20 protein-coding genes are annotated in these 18,469 nt (G+C 71.7%); 9 read left to right on the top strand and 11 right to left on the bottom strand.

Annotation, left to right across the window (positions count from 1 at the left end):
- Nucleotides 1-576: 576 nt before the first annotated feature.
- Nucleotides 577-1,119, bottom strand: a complete 543-nt coding sequence (locus NI25_RS22690; RefSeq protein ID WP_199561003.1) for a DUF6415 family natural product biosynthesis protein — start codon at nt 1,117-1,119, stop codon at nt 577-579.
- A 182-nt stretch (nt 1,120-1,301) separates the two neighbouring features.
- Between NI25_RS22690 and NI25_RS22685 the strand changes: the two genes are divergently transcribed.
- The gene (locus NI25_RS22685) at nt 1,302-2,069 is read left to right on the top strand and encodes a helix-turn-helix domain-containing protein (RefSeq protein ID WP_061444197.1); all 768 of its coding nucleotides are present in this window, start codon (nt 1,302-1,304) and stop codon (nt 2,067-2,069) included.
- A 389-nt stretch (nt 2,070-2,458) separates the two neighbouring features.
- Here NI25_RS22685 and NI25_RS22680 read toward each other — a convergent pair whose 3' ends face one another.
- The 6 genes from NI25_RS22680 to NI25_RS22645 form a co-directional block, all read right to left on the bottom strand.
- A complete protein-coding gene (locus tag NI25_RS22680) occupies nt 2,459-2,797 on the bottom strand; it encodes a DeoR family transcriptional regulator (protein WP_107071806.1) in 339 nt (112 codons plus the stop codon).
- Nucleotides 2,794-3,450 carry an HNH endonuclease gene (locus NI25_RS40310; RefSeq protein ID WP_233520764.1) on the bottom strand — a complete coding sequence of 219 codons (657 nt, stop codon included), beginning with the start codon at nt 3,448-3,450 and terminating at the stop codon, nt 2,794-2,796. The genes NI25_RS22680 and NI25_RS40310 overlap by 4 nt, the downstream gene beginning before the upstream one ends.
- 179 nt (nt 3,451-3,629) lie before the next feature.
- Complete coding sequence (locus NI25_RS22670; protein ID WP_061444195.1) at nt 3,630-4,001, bottom strand: DUF6907 domain-containing protein; 372 nt, start codon at nt 3,999-4,001, stop codon at nt 3,630-3,632.
- The gene (locus NI25_RS22665; RefSeq protein WP_061444194.1) at nt 3,998-4,297 is read right to left on the bottom strand and encodes a hypothetical protein; all 300 of its coding nucleotides are present in this window, start codon (nt 4,295-4,297) and stop codon (nt 3,998-4,000) included. Before NI25_RS22665 ends, NI25_RS22670 begins: the two co-directional genes overlap by 4 nt.
- Nucleotides 4,294-4,779, bottom strand: a complete 486-nt coding sequence (locus tag NI25_RS22660; RefSeq protein ID WP_061444193.1) for a hypothetical protein — start codon at nt 4,777-4,779, stop codon at nt 4,294-4,296. The genes NI25_RS22665 and NI25_RS22660 overlap by 4 nt, the downstream gene beginning before the upstream one ends.
- 689 nt (nt 4,780-5,468) lie before the next feature.
- Nucleotides 5,469-6,002: a CbrC family protein gene (locus NI25_RS22645; RefSeq protein ID WP_061444191.1), complete on the bottom strand. Its 534-nt coding sequence runs from the start codon at nt 6,000-6,002 to the stop codon at nt 5,469-5,471.
- Between the two features lie 502 nt (nt 6,003-6,504).
- On the opposite strand from NI25_RS22645, the gene NI25_RS22640 reads away from it, so the two are divergent.
- From NI25_RS22640 to NI25_RS22620, 5 genes are all read left to right on the top strand, one after another.
- On the top strand, nt 6,505-6,789 hold the full coding sequence (locus tag NI25_RS22640) for a hypothetical protein (RefSeq protein WP_148315149.1): 285 nt from the start codon (nt 6,505-6,507) through the stop codon (nt 6,787-6,789).
- Between the two features lie 464 nt (nt 6,790-7,253).
- Nucleotides 7,254-7,547 (top strand): lactococcin 972 family bacteriocin, encoded by a 294-nt coding sequence (locus NI25_RS22635; protein WP_199561002.1) that lies wholly within the window; start codon nt 7,254-7,256, stop codon nt 7,545-7,547.
- 163 nt (nt 7,548-7,710) lie between these two features.
- Entirely contained in the window at nt 7,711-9,828 is a 2,118-nt protein-coding gene (locus tag NI25_RS22630; protein ID WP_061444189.1) for a hypothetical protein, read from the top strand.
- 55 nt (nt 9,829-9,883) lie between these two features.
- Nucleotides 9,884-10,528, top strand: coding sequence for an ABC transporter ATP-binding protein (locus NI25_RS22625; protein WP_061444188.1), 645 nt, complete (start codon nt 9,884-9,886; stop codon nt 10,526-10,528).
- Nucleotides 10,525-12,024, top strand: a complete 1,500-nt coding sequence (locus NI25_RS22620; RefSeq protein WP_233520763.1) for a glycosyltransferase family 39 protein — start codon at nt 10,525-10,527, stop codon at nt 12,022-12,024. The genes NI25_RS22625 and NI25_RS22620 overlap by 4 nt, the downstream gene beginning before the upstream one ends.
- Nucleotides 12,025-12,091: 67 nt before the next feature.
- Here NI25_RS22620 and NI25_RS22615 read toward each other — a convergent pair whose 3' ends face one another.
- Complete coding sequence (locus tag NI25_RS22615; RefSeq protein WP_061447044.1) at nt 12,092-12,895, bottom strand: MBL fold metallo-hydrolase; 804 nt, start codon at nt 12,893-12,895, stop codon at nt 12,092-12,094.
- Nucleotides 12,896-13,075: 180 nt separating this feature from the next.
- On the bottom strand, nt 13,076-13,639 hold the full coding sequence (locus NI25_RS22610) for a hypothetical protein (protein WP_061444187.1): 564 nt from the start codon (nt 13,637-13,639) through the stop codon (nt 13,076-13,078).
- A 116-nt stretch (nt 13,640-13,755) separates the two neighbouring features.
- Between NI25_RS22610 and NI25_RS22605 the strand changes: the two genes are divergently transcribed.
- From NI25_RS22605 to NI25_RS22595, 3 genes are all read left to right on the top strand, one after another.
- Complete coding sequence (locus NI25_RS22605; RefSeq protein ID WP_061444186.1) at nt 13,756-14,352, top strand: TetR/AcrR family transcriptional regulator; 597 nt, start codon at nt 13,756-13,758, stop codon at nt 14,350-14,352.
- Between the two features lie 94 nt (nt 14,353-14,446).
- On the top strand, nt 14,447-14,857 hold the full coding sequence (locus NI25_RS22600) for a YciI family protein (RefSeq protein ID WP_061444185.1): 411 nt from the start codon (nt 14,447-14,449) through the stop codon (nt 14,855-14,857).
- Nucleotides 14,858-14,910: 53 nt separating this feature from the next.
- Nucleotides 14,911-16,062 carry an RNA polymerase sigma factor gene (locus tag NI25_RS22595; protein ID WP_061447042.1) on the top strand — a complete coding sequence of 384 codons (1,152 nt, stop codon included), beginning with the start codon at nt 14,911-14,913 and terminating at the stop codon, nt 16,060-16,062.
- Here NI25_RS22595 and NI25_RS22590 read toward each other — a convergent pair.
- Nucleotides 16,034-17,611: an MFS transporter gene (locus NI25_RS22590; protein WP_061447043.1), complete on the bottom strand. Its 1,578-nt coding sequence runs from the start codon at nt 17,609-17,611 to the stop codon at nt 16,034-16,036. The genes NI25_RS22595 and NI25_RS22590 overlap by 29 nt on opposite strands.
- Before the next feature lie 175 nt (nt 17,612-17,786).
- On the bottom strand, nt 17,787-18,449 hold the full coding sequence (locus NI25_RS22585) for a TetR/AcrR family transcriptional regulator (RefSeq protein ID WP_061444184.1): 663 nt from the start codon (nt 18,447-18,449) through the stop codon (nt 17,787-17,789).
- Nucleotides 18,450-18,469 lie beyond the last annotated feature (20 nt).

The following is an 18,469-nucleotide window of genomic DNA, read 5'->3' as shown; positions in this document are numbered from 1 at the left end:
CACCCCGGTGCCCCCTCCCTCCCAGGTCACCGGCCTGTCGGCGTCGCTCGCCGCTCGATCGCTCGCTCAACGCGATCAACGCCCTGACCTGCGGCGATGTGCCGCATCGGGCGGAGGGGGAGGGGGGCGGCTACCCGACGGGGAGCGAGGGGGCGGGCGACCCAAACGCCCTTCTGGACCTGCTTTGCGCGCGGCCCCTCCGAGCCGTCACGCTCCGTAGTCACCGCGAACCGAGTTCGACCCCACTAACTCTCCGTGACCGTCACGGGGTGTGACGGCTCCTTGATCGTCTCCGGGCGTCCGCCTCGCCCCTCACACACCGTGACCAGCGCCGGAGCGTCCGACCGGCCCGGGGCGGGCGTGCCGAGGGTGCGGCCAGGGCGTCCCTCGGTAGAGGGGCCCCTCTACCCCGGTAGCGGGGTGGGTAGTGCCCTCCGACCTGCGCAGTAGAGGGGGTAGAGGGGGTGCGGGCGGCACCCCCGAAACCCGAAACCTCGCAGGTCAGCCCCGATATCGGGGGCGAAACCGGTTTCGGGTGGAGGCGATACCGGCGAGCGGGCCGAAACCGGCCTGTGCTCACGCTGGGCAGGCGGCCCGCTTCGCCTTCCGGTACGCGTCGTGCAGCTGGTCGCGCGTCACGCAGGAGACGCCGGCGTTGCTGCCCGTCTCGTCGACGGCGAGGCAGGCGGGGCAGGCGGCCCCGTGCTCGAGGAGACGCCGGTACGCGGTGCCCGCGTCCGGCTCGTCACGCCGCGGAGTGAGGCTGCCGTAGTGGTCGCAGAGGGCAGCAAGCGAGCGAGCCAGCTTGCGCGCGTGCCGTAACGCGGCGTCCGGCCCGGCCGCGGGGCGTGCCCGGAGCTTGGCGCCGGCCTCGCCGACGCAGGCGAGGGCGCAGTAGCGGGGCACGTCGTCCTCGGGGAGCTGGGCGGCGAGCGCGGCGACGTCGGGCGCGAGGACGGCCAGGTGCCCGCGCAGCGTGGCTGTGAGGGTGTCCAGGGCGGCGGGAGGTGGCACGGTCGCGTTGGGGGCGAGCAGGAGCCGCACGGTCTCCCGCATCACGGTGATGTCGGGCGGGCAGGTGCCTGTCGCGGGTCTCGGCTGCGCGGTACGTTGCGGCATGTCGTCGCTCCCTGAAGCGGTGGCCGTGCCCCGGGGCCGTTCGCGCGGTCGCCGGGGACTGTCGCGGTACACGCTGTCCGGGTGCTGTGACGCTGCGCGACGACGGACGGGGCGTCATACCGGCGACACTCGGGGCGTCAATCCGGTGTCATTGTCGGTGTCAGGGGTCTACCGTCGATCACATGACGACGCCGAACAGCACCCTTCGGGCAGTCCGCATGGGGCTGCTCATGTCACAGGACGAGTTCGCCCGCGCGATCCGCGACGCGGGCCTGCGGACCGGGCAGCGCAACGACGCTTCGAAGCGGCTCGTGCAGCGCTGGGAGAGCGGCGCGACCGCCGCCCCACGGCCGGTGTACGCGCGGGCCCTGGAGGTCGTGACGGGCATGCCCATCGAAGCGCTCGGCTTCGCGGCCCCGGTGCCGCTCGCCCGTGTCTCCGACGACGGCGAGGGCGGCCACGACCTGGAGGACTCGCCCGTCGGCATCCCGGCCGCGAGCAGTAGCCCCTCGGCGCAGCCGTCCCCGGCCCGCGGGAACTACTCGGGCGTCTGGCTGTCCACCTACGAGTTCTACTCGTCGGGCCGCGGCGACACGTTCACCGGGAAGCACTACGTGGTGCTGCTGCAGCACGGCAACCGGCTCAACGGCCGCAGCCTGCCCGGGGCGTCCCTCAACCCGGACAGCCCGCTCACCCTCGACCTGCAGCTGGACGGGAACACGGTGACGGGCACCTGGACGGAGCAGACGGCCAGTGAGGGCTACTACCGGGGCGCCCGCTACTTCGGCGCGCTGCAGCTGCTCGTGGAGCCCACCGGCCGGCGCATGGCCGGGAAGTGGGTCGGCTTCGGCAAGGAGTTCGACGTGAACACTGGGCCGTGGGAGTTGAGGCTCATGGACACGTCGACGGCCAAGGAGACGCTGGAGCGGTACAGCCAGCCGCCGCAGTGAGTGAGGCAGTGTCCTGCCCGCCGGCCGGGCCGAATGACCACCCGAAGGCGCCTGCGGTGACCGCCTCACTGCCTCACTGAACACGTCGTTTCCGCAGGTCAGCGGCAGTGACCTGGGTCAGTGAGGTGACCAGTGGAAAGTCACTGCCTCCACCGGCCGGTCACTGAGGGAGGCAGCGAGGGAGGCGGGGAGTTCTCCCTCACCGCCTCCCTCCCGTGCTCCCCCACGGCGACCTGCGGGAAGGCCAGTTCAGGGAGGCGAGGGAGGCGCCGCGGAAACGGCGCCAGACGGCGTCAGGGGCGCCTCCCGCCTCCCCTTCGGCGCTTCCCTCCCCGAACACGGCGACGGCCCCGGACTGCAGTCCGGGGCCGTCGTGCGTGCGTCGTGTCCTACGGCAGGACGCTGCCCGTCGCGGCGACGCGGGCCGCGATCGTCCGGCGGATCCCCTCGGCTGCCTGATGCAGCACCAGGCGGGCCACGTCCTCGCCCGCCAGCCGGTAAGAGGCGGCGAGCAGGTTGAGGTCCTTGCCCAGCTCCTCGTCGACGACGAGGAGCAGCTGCCGCTCGTCGACCTCGGCGGCCGGCGCCTCCAGCGCGGCGAGGTCCCGGCGCACCGTGTCCTTGCTGACGCCGACCTCGGCGGCGATGTCGCGCAGGCTGCGCCCCTGCGTCTGCAGCTGTCGCACCCTCGCGCGCCGCTGTCGCAGCCGCGTCTCAACCACGCTCACGCTGCCACCTCCAGTCGGTCGGCGTGCGCGAGCAGGACCGCGGCCATGGACCACGTCAGCCGGTCGCCCTTGGCCACGTTGCAGGGCTCGCAGGCCAGCACGAGGTTCGCGGGCAGGTTGCACGCCCACAGGCTCTTGGGCACGTAGTGGTCCTTGGTCACCTCGGCGAGACTGTCGAACGGCCGGCGGCAGTAGAAGCACTGCATGCCGTCCCGCTCCGCCAGGTACAGGCTCGTCTCACGGCTGCAGCCCTGCAGCTCCGGAGGAAGGCGCTTGCGCTCCTTCCTGTTCGGACGCGCCGCCGGTACCGGCTCCGGTCGCGGCTGCGGGCGGGTCTTCCCCACCGTGGCCGCCATGCGGGCGACGTGGGAGGCGAACCGCTGCACGTCCGCGGCGAACGCCTGCGCGCGTCCGGCGTCGAGCAGCTGCACGTCGTCGGTGAACGCGTCGAGGGAGCCGCTCACGACGAGTTCGGCGGCGGCCTTGCCCGGCTCCAGGGTGAGGGACGCCTCGAGGGCCAGGCGCCCGTCGGGGAGCCGGAGTTCCCGCACGGTGCCGGAGTGGTGCGCGCGGTCCTCCCCGGCCTGCCGGGTGTGGTCCTCGGTGCACCACTTCGGGCAGGGCTGCACGAGACGCGTCTGCGTCTGTCGCACCGCGTCTACCTGCGGCGCATCATGTCGCATCAACGGCGCATCATGTGTCGCATCATGCGCGGTCGGGGTGCTGCCGAGGACGGGCAGGACGCCCGCCAGGACGCTGAGGACGCCGAGGACGGCGGACGGCCCCCACGCGTCCCGGGCCGCCTGCGGCGCCTGCCGCATCAGGACGCGCATCACCGCGCATCACCGGCCTCGAAGGATGCGACGCGGTCAGCGAGCCACTCGAGGCCGCGGCCCAAGGACACGAGTTCACCGGACAGTCCGCGCACCTCGTGCGAGGACAGCTCGTGCGGCTCGCCGTCGATGCCGACCGCCAGGCGCACGGCCGTGTCCGTCGCGAACGGCTTCTGCACGACCGTCGCCCGCAGCAACGGCACCCGGCCGTGGCACGGCGTCGTCACGAGGAGCGGCACCTCCTCGCCCTCGTGCCAGATGTCGGACCGGTAGACGTCCTGGTCGTGCCGTCCGAGGCACCAGGACGGTTCCGGCACCGTCACGTCCCCGTGGTCCAGGGTCCGCACCGTCACGGTGCGCCCGGCGCTCACGCGGCACCGCCCGTCGTCTCCGGGGAGAACAGCACCGGCATCGGCCAGTCGGCGACGTCGACGCCGTTCCAGCGGGCGAGCAGGCCGCGCACGTGGAGCTGCCGCTCCATCGGGTCCTGGTCCGCGGGCACGTGCACCTCAGCGCCGGCGCCGCCCAGGGCGATGCAGGCCGTCATGTGCGGGTGGGGCATGAGCAACTGCTCGACGAGCCGCACTCGGCAGGCGGCGAGGACGTCGGCGAGCGGGGCGCTGAGGAAGGCCCAGCGGGAGAAGTCGAACGGCACGCTGTGGTTCATCGGTCCTGGCCTCCGTCCCCAGCCTGCGCACGGCGGGCGCGGGCCAGGTGCTCGCGGGCAACCCGGAGCGCGCCGGTGTACTCGTCGAGGGCGAGCAGCAGTTCGTCGACCTGCGCGACGTCGAGGTCCGGCCACGTGCCGTCCGCGTAGAACGAGAGCACCGGCGGCTCGTCGCCCCACTGGGCGAGGTTGAACGGCAGCAGCGGCCCGTCGACGAACGAGACGCGCAGTCCGGGCACCGGCCCGTAGTGGACCGGGGCGGACGGGTCGGCGCAGTCGTCGCCGGTGCACTGCCCGTCGAGGGCGGGGCAGCCGTCGACCTGCGGCGCATCAACGGGCGCATCCGCCGGGGCGTCGTCGGTCTCCTCGGGCTCTCCCGCGTTCCACGCGGCGAGCAGCGCGGCCTCGAGCGGGTCAGGCCGGCGGTATCCGGCGACGTCGCCCGGCCGACGGGGAAAGAGGGGCTGTACGTTGTCCTGCATGGATCGGTCCCTTCACGGAGGGTCGATGCCTAGGCCCCGTTCCGGCGCTACCAACACCGGGCGGGGCCGCCGCGTGCGCGGCTGGCGTGTGTCCACCATACAAGCGTAAGTGTTCAATGTGAACACCATTCGGAACACTACGACTACTAGGTCCGGGACGCTCCAGTACACATGCCGTACACACGGCTGAGGGATAGCCCAAGACAGTAAGGGACCACAAGGGACGTGTTTCCGCAGGTCAAATGGTGTAGCGCTCAGTCTGCCCCGGTCACCCCGGCGCCGTTAACGGACTCCTAAAGCGGGTGTCGCAGGTTCGAATCCTGCCGGGGGCACCAGTTCAGAAGGGGCCCACCTCCGGATTTCCGGAGGTGGGCCCCTTCTGACATCCACGTCCGACTTCAACGGCGGCGGTCATTGACGACCAGGACGGTCTCATGACCGGCACGGGAGGGCATGGGATGACGGGTGATCTTCGGTTCAGCTGGGAGCCGGCCGGCTCTGGGTGGGCAAGGTATCGGGTCGCCGACGCCACGTCGGATAGGGCTGACATCGTCAGCCATTGCACCGATGCTCTGTCCGACTTGTTGCGCGCGGTGGCGAGTCTCTACGGAACAGCCAACGCCCCGCCCGCGGTCACTGCCGCCTGCGTCCTCGTCTGACGTCGCGGAGTCGCGACGGCGGGACGATCTTCAGGATGCGTCGGTGTAGGCGAGGTGGGCACCGCAGACGGTGCATCGGAAGAGCATGGCCGTCATCCCCTCGCCGAGGTGCGTCAGGAGGCGCTCAAGCCGGCTTTCGTCGTGGTGGCCGTCGATGCGCAGGTCGGCACGCAGCTGATCGAGGGCTTCGGGATGCTCCGCCAACTCGGTGTACCCGACTTCGCCCACGAAGGCACCCGCGTCGTGGCAGTGCACGAGCCAGTGCGGATCCTGCCGAGCGTGGAAGCCCGGTGTGCGGCGGGTGACCTCGTGCAGCACCTCGTCGCTCACGCCGTCGAGGCCGTAGGAGTCGGTGAATTCACCCGCGAAGCGTTGAGCCGCGCTCCCGTCGGCGATGCACCAGGGGCAGAAGCGTCCGCTGACCTCTTGCGCGGAGTAGAAGGTTGCCGTGTAGATCCAGCCCGTGCTGCGGCCGCAGCAGGCGCACGACTCGGCGGACGCGCGGATGGACCCGCTTGCCAGGGGGTCCGGGTGGTACCGGAAGAAGGGCAGGTCGGCGCTCATCGCAGCTTCCTGCTCTGCGCGGCGGTGGCCACGCCTACTGGTCCCATGAAGGGCAGTCTGTCCGCCAGGAAGTATGGGATCAAGTGCCGTCGTCGCACCGCCTCCGGCCCGCCGAAGACCCCAGACCAATCACGGTCCGGGGGCCATCCCGAAGCGGAGCTTGTGCCGGCGGAACCAATGCGCCCCAACATGTTGATCTCTCCTGAAGGGGACCAATCCGGCGCCCGCGAGGGCTCGAGGTTCACTGCGCCTGTCGTGATCTTGTTCATAGGCCTGATCGGTCGCTCATGATCATCGCCCTGGGTAATGTCTCTTCCGGCCACTCGCTCGTCTGACCAACGGCGGGTGCGCTCAGGGGGTAGGGGGACCAACGCTCGGATCCCGTCTCGGCTCGTGCAGTCGAGGCGTTCTCCGGCGTGCCCGGCAGTGCCGGGGCATCTGTGGGCCACAACGCCGACCTGCCCCCTGCCGGATGAGAGACCAACCCCCTGGAGATGCAGTCATGCGCAAATTGATTGCCCTTTCCCCGCTGCTCACCGCCGTCGTGGCAGCCACGCTCTCCGTTGGTGTCGCTGCGCCCGCGCAGGCCGCCAACGGCTGGAACGCGACCGTTCAGTGCACCAAGTTCCGCATCGCGGACAGCTCCGGCCACGGCTTCTTCAACGGCCACGGGTGGGCCAAGACCAAGGACCTCGCGTGGAAGGCGGCCATCAAGGACGCCAACGACCAGATGCCCCGCGGCTACCGTGCGAAGCACTGCGTCAAGAAGAAGATCGTCAGGGGCTGAACGCCTTGCGGACGCGCACGCTCAGGTTCGGGCTGTACGCGGACGAACGGGGTCTGACCTGGGTCAGAGGGCTTGTTGAGTTATCTGTCGGCTCTCGCAGTGCCCGGGTCGTCGGGGAATCCGTCGCCCACACCGCGCTCGGCGGCGAACTGCCGACCGCCGATGTGTACGACCACCTGTCGGAGCAGTGGCGCCTGGAGCACCCCGGACAGAGCAGCGGGACGCGGAAACCAGTCGAACTGTGCGTCCGGCTGAAGTGCTCGCTGAAGACGTGGCGAGCCATTCGCAAGTCAGTGATCAGAGGTTTGTGCCCGGAGGGCCGGCAGCCGCATGCCTGCCGTGTTCCGTGGATCGCGGCCTGATCCGTAGATCCGTACCTCACTGATTCAGCAGAAACGACCGTCGAAAACGAGCCTCGGTCGACGCATGCCAAAAAACGGGGCTCTTGAAAGAAGAGAGAAATCATGTTGAGCCTGAAGAACAGCATCAAGGCCGCTGCCGCGACCGGCGTCGTGGTCATGGCCTTCGCCGCTCCCGCGCTGGCCGCCGAAGATGCCGGCGGCGGCAAGTGGAGCCACGGCGTGGGCGCCAACTACGTGTACTCGAACTACTACCACAAGGACAACTACCACTCGTCCTCCGTGGAGGGCGCGTACTGGGCCAAGAGCGGCTGCATCAAGGAAAAGGTCTGGTCGAAGGCGTCGGCGAAGAAGTCGACGTGGGCGCTCAACAAGGCGTACTACGACCCGGCCTGCTGACGTCGGAGTCACGCGCGTCTGAATTCTGAATCCGAACTCCGGATTCTCTGTTGTTGATGTCGCACCCGGCTGCGGGGCCGTTCACGTCCCCGCAGCCGGGTCCCCCACGTCTCTTCCCCCCCCACGAGAATGCGCTCCCGAGTGCCCGAACCTAGGTAACGCGATGCTCCACCGAGGTATCAAGTTCGTCCATGTCGCCATTCTTCTCTTCTCGGCGATGCTGTCCTTTCTGTTCGTGCGCGGACTGGACGAGGAGTTGGTTCTGGGCAGTTCCGCTCAGGTCTGGGTCACCGGCTCCGACGACTCCGTCAGCGGTGGTCAGGTCGCCCGTGCGATCGCGGAGTTCGCGGACCAGCACGAGGTCGCGGTCGCTCGCGCGCTGCCCGACGTGAAGAGGCCCGACCGGCTCCGTCACCTGTACCTGGCCTCGGGCGACTCGGCTTCCGACGCGGAGGCGTGGCTGACGGACGGCTATCCGGCCTTCGGTTCGCACGTCGACACCGCTGTGCATCCCCTTGCCGAGATCGGACAGCGCGATCCACGGGGCTTCTACTACGTCTTCGGGCCGCCGGAGGCCGCGGACGACCTCGTCGCCCGATTCGCCGATCTGGGCCTGAGCTCAACCGTGCGGCACCCCCTCGCACCCGGGGCACTGGCCCGCGGCTTCACCGAGGATGCGCTGTTCTGGTCCCTCGGCGTGGTCGCACTCGCCGCGGTGACGATGACCGGCGCGAGCGTGCTGCTCAACGCGAAGACCTACGCGGTGCTGCGTCTGCAAGGCATGTCCCCGGCGGACCTTCTCCTGCGCGATCTCAAGCAGTTGGCGGTCTTCTGGGCGGCGGCCGCCGCCGCTGTGACGGCCACTGCGCTGACCTCCCTCGGCCTCTACAACGGGCTCGCCCACGTCGGGCTCTTCGCCTCGGTGGCCGCCTGCCTCGCCGGTCTGCTCGTGCTGTTGACGGCGGCCGCCCACGCCGCCGCGCTCACCCTCACCTTCAAGGTCGACGTGCTCCGCGCGCTCAAGGGCGAGCTGCCCTCCCGAGCGGCCTTCGCCGTCACCTACCTGGTGCGCGTACCCGCCGTCCTGCTCGCGCTCGGCTTCGCCATGGACGTCGTCTCGGCGGGCCAGCACGTGGCGGCGCGCCAGGACAACCAGGACGTCTACGCCAAGGCCGGCGACGCCGTCACCATCCGCCTCAACGGCAGTTGGGGAGGCGACTCGGCGCACGTGGTGACCGCGGTCGGCCGGTGGCTGCGGAAGGCCGACGCCGACGGCGAGATCGTCGTCGCGGGGCGCCACGACCTGCGGAACCTACCCTCGGACGCCCGCCTCCCCCAGGGCGAGATGCTCGTCGTCAACGAGTCCTTCCTCGCCGAGCAGCGCGTCGTCGACCCGGAGGGGCGGCCCTACGCCCCGCTCCCGCACGGCGGCGAGGGAGCGGACGCGCACACCGTGCGGCTCCTCGTCCCCCAGTCGCTGGCTCGCCACGCGTCGGCCATCGGGGCAGCCGTCCCCGACGTGTTCGGCAGGCTCGACCCCGAGGTGCGCGAGCGCCTCACGGTGGAAACCCTGCCGGCGAAGAGCGGTCAGCGCGTCTTCGGCTACAACTCCGGGGACCGGAGCCCCAACGCCGCCTACACCCCGGACGACGACCGGAGTCTGGTGCGCGATCCGGTGGTCGTCGTGGTGCCCAACGGTTCGAAGATGCTCACGGACGACGCCTACACCACGTTCGCGACCCAGGACGGGATCGTCTTCCCCGAGCCCGGCGACGTTCTCGGCCCCCTCAACGCCAACGACCACGACCTGCAGACCTATGTGGCCACGGTGAATCCCGTCGGGCAGAACGCCGCCGAGAGTCTGCGCTCGGCGGTCAACGACTTCCGGCTGCTGTTCTTCAATCTGCTCGCCTCCGTCGCCGTACTCCTCATCACCGGCGTCGGAGTCTGCGTGATCCACTCGCGCAAGCACGCTCAGGCGGCGTTCGCCCAGTACCTCAACGGCTGGCGTTTCACGGCGACCCATCGCTTCATTCTCGGTGTCGAGGGACTTCTGGCGGCCTTTCTCGCCTGGTGGGTGCCGATCCAGACCTGGCAGCAGAACCGGGATCTCGAGGAGCTCACGGCCCGGGGCATTCCCGCCCCCTTCCCGGCCGTCCATCTCACCGGAGTGGATCTGGGCGTCATCGCGGGGCTCGTCGTCGTCGAATTCGGAGCCGTTCTTCTCGCTCTCGGCGTATTTCACCGGCGCACCGTCAAAGAGCGGGCCGCCGAAGCCTGATGCCGGCGCAGGACGAGCCCGTGAGCATTCTCTCCATCCCAGCAGGAGCCCCGTCGTGATCGATATCGTCAGCCTGTCGAAGACCTTCGGCCCCAGGACTCTGTGGTCCGGCCTCACCACCACGGTCAACAAGGGCGAGATGCTCGCCCTCGTCGGCCCCAGCGGGGCCGGCAAATCCACGCTCCTCAACTGCATAGGCCTGCTCGACAAGCCGAATTCCGGTGAAATCCGGTTCGAGGGAAAGGACATCACCCGGTTCGGGCGACGCGACACCCGCCGTTTCCGGCGCGAGACCCTCGGCTATCTGTTCCAGAACTACGCCCTGATGGAGAACGCCACCATCAGGGAGAACCTGGAGGTCGCCACCAAGCCGAGACGGGCCGCACGCGGCAGGGCTAACAGCGACATCGCCGAGGCCCTCGACCGTGTCGGGCTCGCGGGACGGGGGGACGAGAAGGTCCACCACCTCAGCGGCGGGGAGCAGCAGCGGGTGGCCCTCGCCCGGCTCATCGTCAAGGAGCCCGCCCTCGTGCTCGCCGACGAGCCGACCGGCGCCCTCGACCATGCCAACGCCACCGCGGTCGTCGACGTCCTGCGCGAGATGAGCGAGGCCGGCTGCGCCGTCGTCGTCGCCACCCACGACGACCGCGTCAGGGACCGGTGCGACGCCGTGTTCGCCGTCGAGGCGGCCCGGCCGTGACGTGCCGCGCATCCGTTCGCCGGCTGTCCGTCCTCCGCCGCCGGGTGCCCCTGTGGGTGATTCCCCTGCTGTGGACCTCGGCCCTCGGCCTGTGGGGACTGACCCGCCGGCACAGTGTGTGGCGGGACGAGGCGGCGACCTGGCAGGTGGCGCGCCGTTCCGGCGGGGAGATCTGGCACATGCTCGGCCAGGTGGACGCCGTGCACGGGCTGTACTACCTGTTCATGCACGCGCTCTTCGAGTGCTTCGGCCCCGGCGTCGTCGTCCTGAGACTGCCCTCCGTCCTGGCCGTGGCGGTGGCCGCCGCCTGCGTGACCGTCATCGGCCGGAGCCTCGCCGGAGCCCGGGTCGGGCTGACCGCGGGGCTGGCGCTCGGGCTGCTGCCCGCGGTGCAGTTCTATCTCCAGGAGGGACGCCCGTACGCCCTGGTCATGGCCGGGTCCGCGATCGCGACCCTGCTGCTGGTGAGCGTGCTCCAGGGCAACGGCCGAACGGCGCACTGGGTCGCGTACGGGGGTGTCGTCCTCGTGTGCGCGCTCTTGAACTGGCTGTCGCTGCTTCTGCTGCCCGCGCACTGGACCACCCTGATGTGGGTGAAGGCCGAACGGCGGGTGTGGGCGCGCTGGTCGGCGGCCGCGGCGGCCGCCACGGTGGGTGCCCTGCCGTTGATCCTGTTCAGCCGGTCCCAGGCCGGCCAGGTGTCCTGGATCCCGCCGCTGACCTGGCACATGCTGATCGGCCCGGCGGTCCTGCTGGCCGTCGGCGGGCTCGGAGCCCGGCTGGACCGGCCGCGTGTGGGCCGGCCGTCGGTGGCCGTGGTCGGACTGCCGCTCCTGGCGGTGCCGCAGTTGGGGCTGCTCGGCCTGTCCCTGGTGCAGCCGCTCTTCCTCGACCGCTACGTCCTGTTCAGCATGCTGGGGCTCGCCCTGCTGGTCGGCGCGGCGGTGGGTGCGGCGGCGCGCGTGGTCGGGTCCCGTCTCCCGCGTGCGGTGCCGTGGCTCGTACCGGTGGTCGTCGCGGTGGCGGTGGTGGCGCTGCTGCCGCAGTCCCTGGCCAAGCGGTCGCCGGCCAGTCGCGTGGACGACGTCCTGTCGGCGGCCGTGAGCGTACGCCACCTCAAGAAGGACGGGGATGCGGTCGTCTTCGTACCGGCGGCCCGGCGCGACACCGAACTGGTCTCCCCCGACGCCTTCGCCGGCCTTCGGGACATCGCGCTGGCGCGGAGTCCCGCTGCGTCCGGGACCCTGAAGGGCGAGGAAGCCGACCCCGAGCGGATACGGACGGAGATGCTCGAACAGCGGCGCATACTGCTGGTCACCGACGCGCCCGGCGCGGCCCGGACCCCGGCCGCGAAGCGCGACGTCGTGAAGTACGCGGTGCTGCGGGAGGAGTTCGACGTGGTCGCGGACGAACAGGCCCGCGGACGGCGGGTCACCGTGTACGAGCGGCGGCGCGTTCAGAGTGCGTCACGGGACCGCGTGGCGCCGAAGGGCTAGAGCGGTCCGGCGCGCGGGCCTCGGGCGCGGGTTCCCGCCGGCCGCTGCCGCCCCCTCGACGGCTCCGTCAGACCCTCGCCTCCGCGCCCACCGTCACGTGCTCGCCCGGCGCGCACCGCAGCAGGCGGGCGGCGTGGCCCCGGCGGTCGGCCTCCGTGAGGAAGTCGTCGAGCGGGGAGCGGAAGACCGTGTAGTCGTCGTAGTGGACGGGCATCGCACGGCGGGGACGCAGGAGGTCGAGCAGGTCGGCGCCCTGTCCGGCGTCCATGGTGACCACGAGACCGCCGGGCAGGGTCGTGCCGCCGAGGTGCAGGACGGCCAGGTGGATGTCCGGGTGGCGTACGGCGATCTCGCGCAGGCCCTCGTACATCAGGGTGTCGCCGGAGAGGTAGACGACGAGCCGGGTCTCGCCCGTGCGGTCGCCGAACTCCAGCAGGCTGCCCATCACCGGCGGCAGCAGGAAGCGGGCGGGGCCGGGCGCGTGGCGGCCGGGGAGCGAGGTGATGCGGACCGTGGAGTCGCCGTGGCGCAGGGTGTGGGTCTCCCAGGTGCGCAGGCCGGTGGCCCGGCGGAAGCCGTACAGGCCCTGCAGAAGGCGGGAGCCGTGCGGGGTGGTGACGAAGGGCAGGCCCCGGTCGAGGCCGCGGCGGGCCACCCGGTCGAAGTGGTCGCCGTGGAGGTGGGAGAGGACGACGGCGTCCAGATCCTCGTGCGGCAGTTGCCTCACGTCGAGGGCCGGCTCGGTGACCCGGCGCGAGACCAGTCCGTAGCCGAGGTGGGCCCGCCGGCCGCGGTGGAGGAAGTTGGGGTCCGTCAGGAGCGTCAGGTCCCCGTAGCGGATCAGCAGGGTGGCGTTGCCGATGAACCGGATGTCCGCCGCGCCCTCGGGCGGCTTCTCCGGGTTCGGTGCGTTCGGCGACTGCGTCGGGTCCGGCGTCTTGGGTGAGTGGTGCGGCACGGTGGGCTCCCTCCGTCGCTCGCGGCTCCCCCGGACACCGCCCGAGTGCTCGAAGAACGCGGAGCCACACCCCCCGGCACCGGACGGCCCCGGTCAGGCCCGGTCGCGCGTCCCCCGGCCCAGGCGCACCGCCGAGACCAGGAAGAAGACGCCGCCGAGGAAGGCGTACCCCGCGAGGCTCCCCAGCGACGGATCGTCGGCGCCCGCCTGCGTGGCGAACGAGACGCCGGCGAGCGTCGAGACGGCGCCGCTGACGATCATCGGCCATTGACCGCCCAGCCGGCGGCGGACGGCGCCCGCGACGAGCTGCACGATGCCCGCGGTGACGGCCCACGCGCCCCAGACGCGCAGGACGGCCGGGATGCCCGAGGTCGCGGCGAGGGCAAGGGCGAGGACCGTGAGGGAGCTGATCGCGATGTTCGCGTACAGGGGCGCGGCCGGGCCGCCGTTCGCCTTCGCCGACCGTACGTCGACGATCGCGGCCGCGACGTCGAACAGCGGGTAGACCAGCAGGAGCGTGGTGCTCAGCGGGCCCAGTGTGTCGGCGGTGGCGAAGAGCAGGGCGGCCCATGCGGCGGCGAACGCGAAGCGGACGAAGTAGAGCTTGCGGAGGGTGGCGGGGATTCCGGCGGGCGGGGCGGCGACGACGGTGTCCATGGGAGTGGCCCTTCGTGAGGGAGAACGTTCGGTCTCGTTGTGATGCAGTCAAGGGCCTCCCCGCCTCCGCTGTCAAGACCGAACGTTCTACCTCGCCGCCTTGATACGGTGGATCCATGAGCCCGAGCACAGAAGCCCGCAACCCCTCCGAAGCGCGAGACCGGCTGCTCGGCACCGCCACGAGGATCTTCTACGCGGAGGGCATCCACTCCGTCGGCATCGACCGGATCACCGCGGAGGCGCAGGTCACCCGGGCCACGCTGTACCGCCACTTCTCGGGCAAGGAAGACCTCATCCTCGCCTACCTCGACCAGGCCGACCGGGGGATCCGCGGGCAGGTGGCCGCGGCCAGGGGCAGTACCGACTCGGCCGCCGGGCAGGTCCGGGCCGTCGCGCGGTCCATCGTCGACGGGATCAGGTCTCCCGGTTTCCGCGGCTGTGCCTTTCTCAACGCCGTGGCCGAGTACCCGGACCCCGCCCACCCGGTGCACCGGGCCGTACTGGCGCACCGGCAGTGGTTCCTGGACACCGTCACGGAGCTGCTGGCGCGGGCCGGCGGCGGTGACGGCGAGGCCGCCGGGCGCCACTTCGTCATGCTCCGGGACGGTGCGATGGCGGCGGGGTGCCTCTTCGACCCTGAGCTGGTCTCCGAGACCTTCCTGCACGGCGTGGAAGGGGTCCTGAGGGACGCGCAGGAAAAATCTTCCGCCTGACGTCCTCCGCCGTGTCGAGAAACCGCGTACGGCTCCGTCCCAGGGGTGAAGGCGGCCACAATGGGCCGCACCAGCACCGAGGAGACGACGCATCATGGCCAAGTACCTGCTGCTCAAGCACTACCGAGGCGCCCCGGCACCGGTCAACAACGTGCCCATGGACCGGTGGACGCCGGACGAGATCTCCGCGCACATGCAGTACATGAACGACTTCGCCGCCCGGCTCGAGAAGACCGGCGAGTTCGTCGACGGGCAGGCGCTCGCTCCCGAGGGCACCTGGGTGCGCTACGACGGGGAGGGGAAGCCGCCGGTCACCGACGGGCCGTTCGCCGAGACCAAGGACCTCATCGCCGGCTGGATGGTGATCGACGTCGACACCTACGAGCGCGCCGTCGAGCTGGCCGGGGAGCTGTCGGCCGCCCCGGGGGCGGGCGGGAGGCCGATCCACGAGTGGCTGGAGCTGCGTCCGTTCATGGGCGAGCACCACCCGACCGTCACGGAGTGACCTCGCCGATGGACGAAGCTCCGACGGACAAGGCTCCGACGAACAAGGCTCCGATGGACGAGGCCCTGATCCGGAGCCTCACGCCGAGCGTGCTGACCGTTCTCGTCCGCCGCGGAGCCGACTTCGCGGCGGCCGAGGACGCGGTCCAGGAGGCACTGGTCGAGGCGGTCCGCGGATGGGCGGACGACCCGCCGCGGGACCCCAAGGGCTGGCTGGTCACCGTGGCCTGGCGGCGGTTCCTGGACGCGGCCCGCGCCGACACCGCCCGCCGTCGGCGCGAGGACCGCGTCGAGGAGGAGCCGGCGCCCGGGCCCGCCCCGGACGTGGACGACACGCTCCAGCTGTACTTCCTGTGCGCGCATCCCTCGCTGACCCCGTCCTCGGCGGTCGCGCTCACCCTGCGCGCCGTCGGCGGGCTGACCACCCGGCAGATCGCCCGGGCGTACCTGGTGCCCGAGGCGACGATGGCGCAGCGGATCAGCCGGGCCAAGCGCACCGTGTCCGGTGTCCGGTTCGACCGGCCCGGTGATGTCGCCACCGTGCTGCGCGTGCTCTACCTGGTCTTCAACGAGGGCTACTCCGGCGACGTCGACCTGGCCGCGGAGGCCATCCGGCTCACCCGGCAGCTCGCGGCCTCCGTCGACCACCCCGAGGTGGCGGGGCTGCTCGCGCTGATGCTGCTCCACCACGCGCGGCGCGCGGCGCGGACCGCGCCCGACGGCAGCCTGGTGCCGCTCGCCGAGCAGGACCGCGGCCGGTGGGACACCGCGTCGATCGCCGAAGGGGTGGCGATTTTGCAGGCGGCGCTCGCCCGGGACCGGCTGGGCGAGTTCCAGGCGCAGGCCGCGATCGCCGCCCTGCACGCCGACGCGCCCACCGCCGCGGAGACCGACTGGGTGCAGATCGTGGAGTGGTACGACGAGCTGGCCCGCCTGACCGGCAGTCCCGTCGTACGGCTCAACCGCGCGGTGGCCGTCGGGGAGGCCGACGGGCCGCGGGCCGGTCTGGCCGCGCTCGCCGGGCTGGACGAGGCGCTGCCCCGGTACGCGGCGGTGGCGGCGTACCTGCACGAGCGCGACGGCGACCTGGACCGGGCGGCGCGGCTGTACGCCGAGGCGGCCCGCAAGGCGACCGACCTCGCCGAGCGCGACCATCTGACGCGTCGGGCCGCGCGCCTCAACTCCCGGCGTCGTGAGGACCGGTGACCGGCCGGGCGGGGGTGGGCGGGTGCGTGCCGGCCGCCCGGTCCGGGTGCGCGTCGCGGTCCTGTGCCCGGCCGCCCGGGTGGCGCAGCGCGCAGAAGTAGCCGATGGCGAGGGCGACTGCCATGCCGTAGAAGACCCACTGGTTGGCCTCGGCGAAGTCGAGGCGGATGGCGGGCATCGCCTCCCGCATGGCGGTCTGGGCCGGGCCGTCGCCCGTCGGGGTGCGGGTGTCCGCGTTGCCGGTGATCGCCTCGGTGACGTCCCGGGCCATGGGCCGCTGGGCGTCCGGCGGTACTCCGCGGGTGCGCAGGGTCTGTTCGACCCGGTCGGTCATGGAGTGCGTCAGGAGGGTGCCGAAGACGGCCAGGCCGACGCTGGCGGCGTAGTTGCGGACGGTCTGGGTGATGCCGGTGACCTCGCCGTAGGAGGAGTCGATCGAGCGGTTGACGGCGTCCGTCGAGGCGGGGGCGAGGACGAAGCCGATGCCCGCGCCGGCGAGGGCGGCGTAGGGCCACTGGTCGTGCATCGACAGGTCGGTGAGCTTGCCGGCCCACAGCGCGAAGCCGACGGCACCCAGGGCGCACCCGATCCGCATCGCCGGGCGGGCGCCCCGCTTGTCGAGGATGCGGCCGCCCCACTGGGAGGCGATGGCGAACCCGGCGAAGAAGTACAGCAGGTAGAGGGCGGCCTGGTTGGGTGACGCGCTGAGCGAGACCTGGGCGTAGACGGAGGCGAAGAAGAACAGCGGGACGAACGCCAGCATGGCGAAGAAGAGCACCAGCGCGTCCACGGTGAAGGCGCGGTCGCGGAAGACCGCGAGGTTGACCAGGGGGTGACGGGTGCGCAGTTCGTAGCGGCAGAAGGCGCAGAGGATCGCGAGGCCGCCCGCGATGCAGACCCAGGTCGCCGCGTTGTCCCAGCCCCAGGCCGCCGACTGCTGGAAGCCCAGCACGCTCAGCCCCATGCCGGCGACGATCAGCAGGGCGCCCTTCACGTCCAGCGGCTCCTCGCGCCGGCGGTCGGGGATGCCGGCCAGTGCGGTCAGGACCAGCGCCGCGATCGCCACGGGGACGTTGACCCAGAAGATCGCCCGCCAGGTCCACGCGGTGAGCCAGCCGCCGAGGAGCGGGCCCACGGCGGTCAGGGCGCCGGTGAGGCCGAAGAAGAGGGCGAGCGCGCGGCCCCGGCGCTCGACCGGGAACACCGCGACGACCACGGCCAGCGCGGCCGGGAAGAGCAGCGCGGCGCCCAGGCCCTGGGTGGCGCGGAAGACGATGAGCCAGGTCAGCGCGTAGTCGCCGGAGGGGACGCAGCCGCACAGGACCGAGGAGACGACGAAGACGAGGGTGCCGAGCACGACCACGCGGCGTGGGCCCCACAGGTCCGCCAGGCGTCCGCCGAGGGCGAAGAAGGCGGCCAGGGACAGCAGGTAGGCGTTGATCACCCACTGCATGCCCGAGGCCGACAGGCCGAGTTCGGACACGATGTCGGGGGCGGCGATCGACACGATCGTCTGGTCGATGAACGTCATCGCCACCGCGAACATCATGGCGGCGAGGGCCAGCGACTGGGAGGGGGCGCGGCGACCGGCCTCGGGCGTGCCCGGGTCCCGCTCCGTGTGCGTTCCGCTCACCCGGCCAGTCTGCGCCCGCGCCGGTGACCGCGCACGCGGACGCCGGACGGCACCGTCGTCCGGCGGCGCGGCCCCGTACGGCCCTCTTGGGCTACGCCTGGGCGCGGCGCCCGTACTCCGCGAGGGCCGGGGTCAGCAGGTCGAAGGCGCGGGGCGCCTCCTGGGCCAGCACCTCGGCGATCCGCGGGTTGGGGTGTCCCGAGAGGGTCAGTTCCTGGATGCGGTCGAACAGGACGCGGTGGACCCCGCCGAGCAGAGCCGCGGCCGTACGGGGGGTGATGTCGTCGCGCGGGGTGCCGGTCGTGTCGGCCAGGGCCGCGGTGAGTGCCTCCTCCCGCCGGTCGTGGAGGCCGCGCAGGCACGAGGTGAGGGTGGGGCTCTCGGCGATCATGCGGGTGAAGGCCTCGCCGGCGAAGCCCGCGACCGGGTCCTGGGCCGCCACGGCGGCCAGGAAGGCGTGGCGCAGGGCGGTCAGGGGCGTCTCGCCGGTTCCGCGGGCCGTCACGGTGGCGGCCAGGGCGGCGACGAACTCGTCCTGGTGGTCCAGGGCGAGGTCCTCCTTGCGCGGGAAGTAGTTCGTCACCGTCTTCTTGGCGACGCGGGCGGCGTCGGCGATCTCGGCGATCGTCGTGTGCTCGAAGCCGCGCTCGATGAACAGCCTGGTGGCGTGGTCGGAGATCAGCTGCCGCGTCTCGCGCTTCTTGGCCTCGCGCAGGCCGAGCGCCGGGGCCGCCGGGGTGTCGTTCAGGTCCATGGCGAGAATCTTACCTCGGT

The sequence above is a fragment of the Streptomyces sp. CCM_MD2014 genome, from assembly GCF_000772045.1.
Classification (GTDB): Bacteria; Actinomycetota; Actinomycetes; order Streptomycetales; family Streptomycetaceae; genus Streptomyces; species Streptomyces salinarius.
The sequence above is the reverse complement of the archived record's forward strand: the minus strand, read 5'-3'. Positions and strand labels throughout refer to the sequence as shown.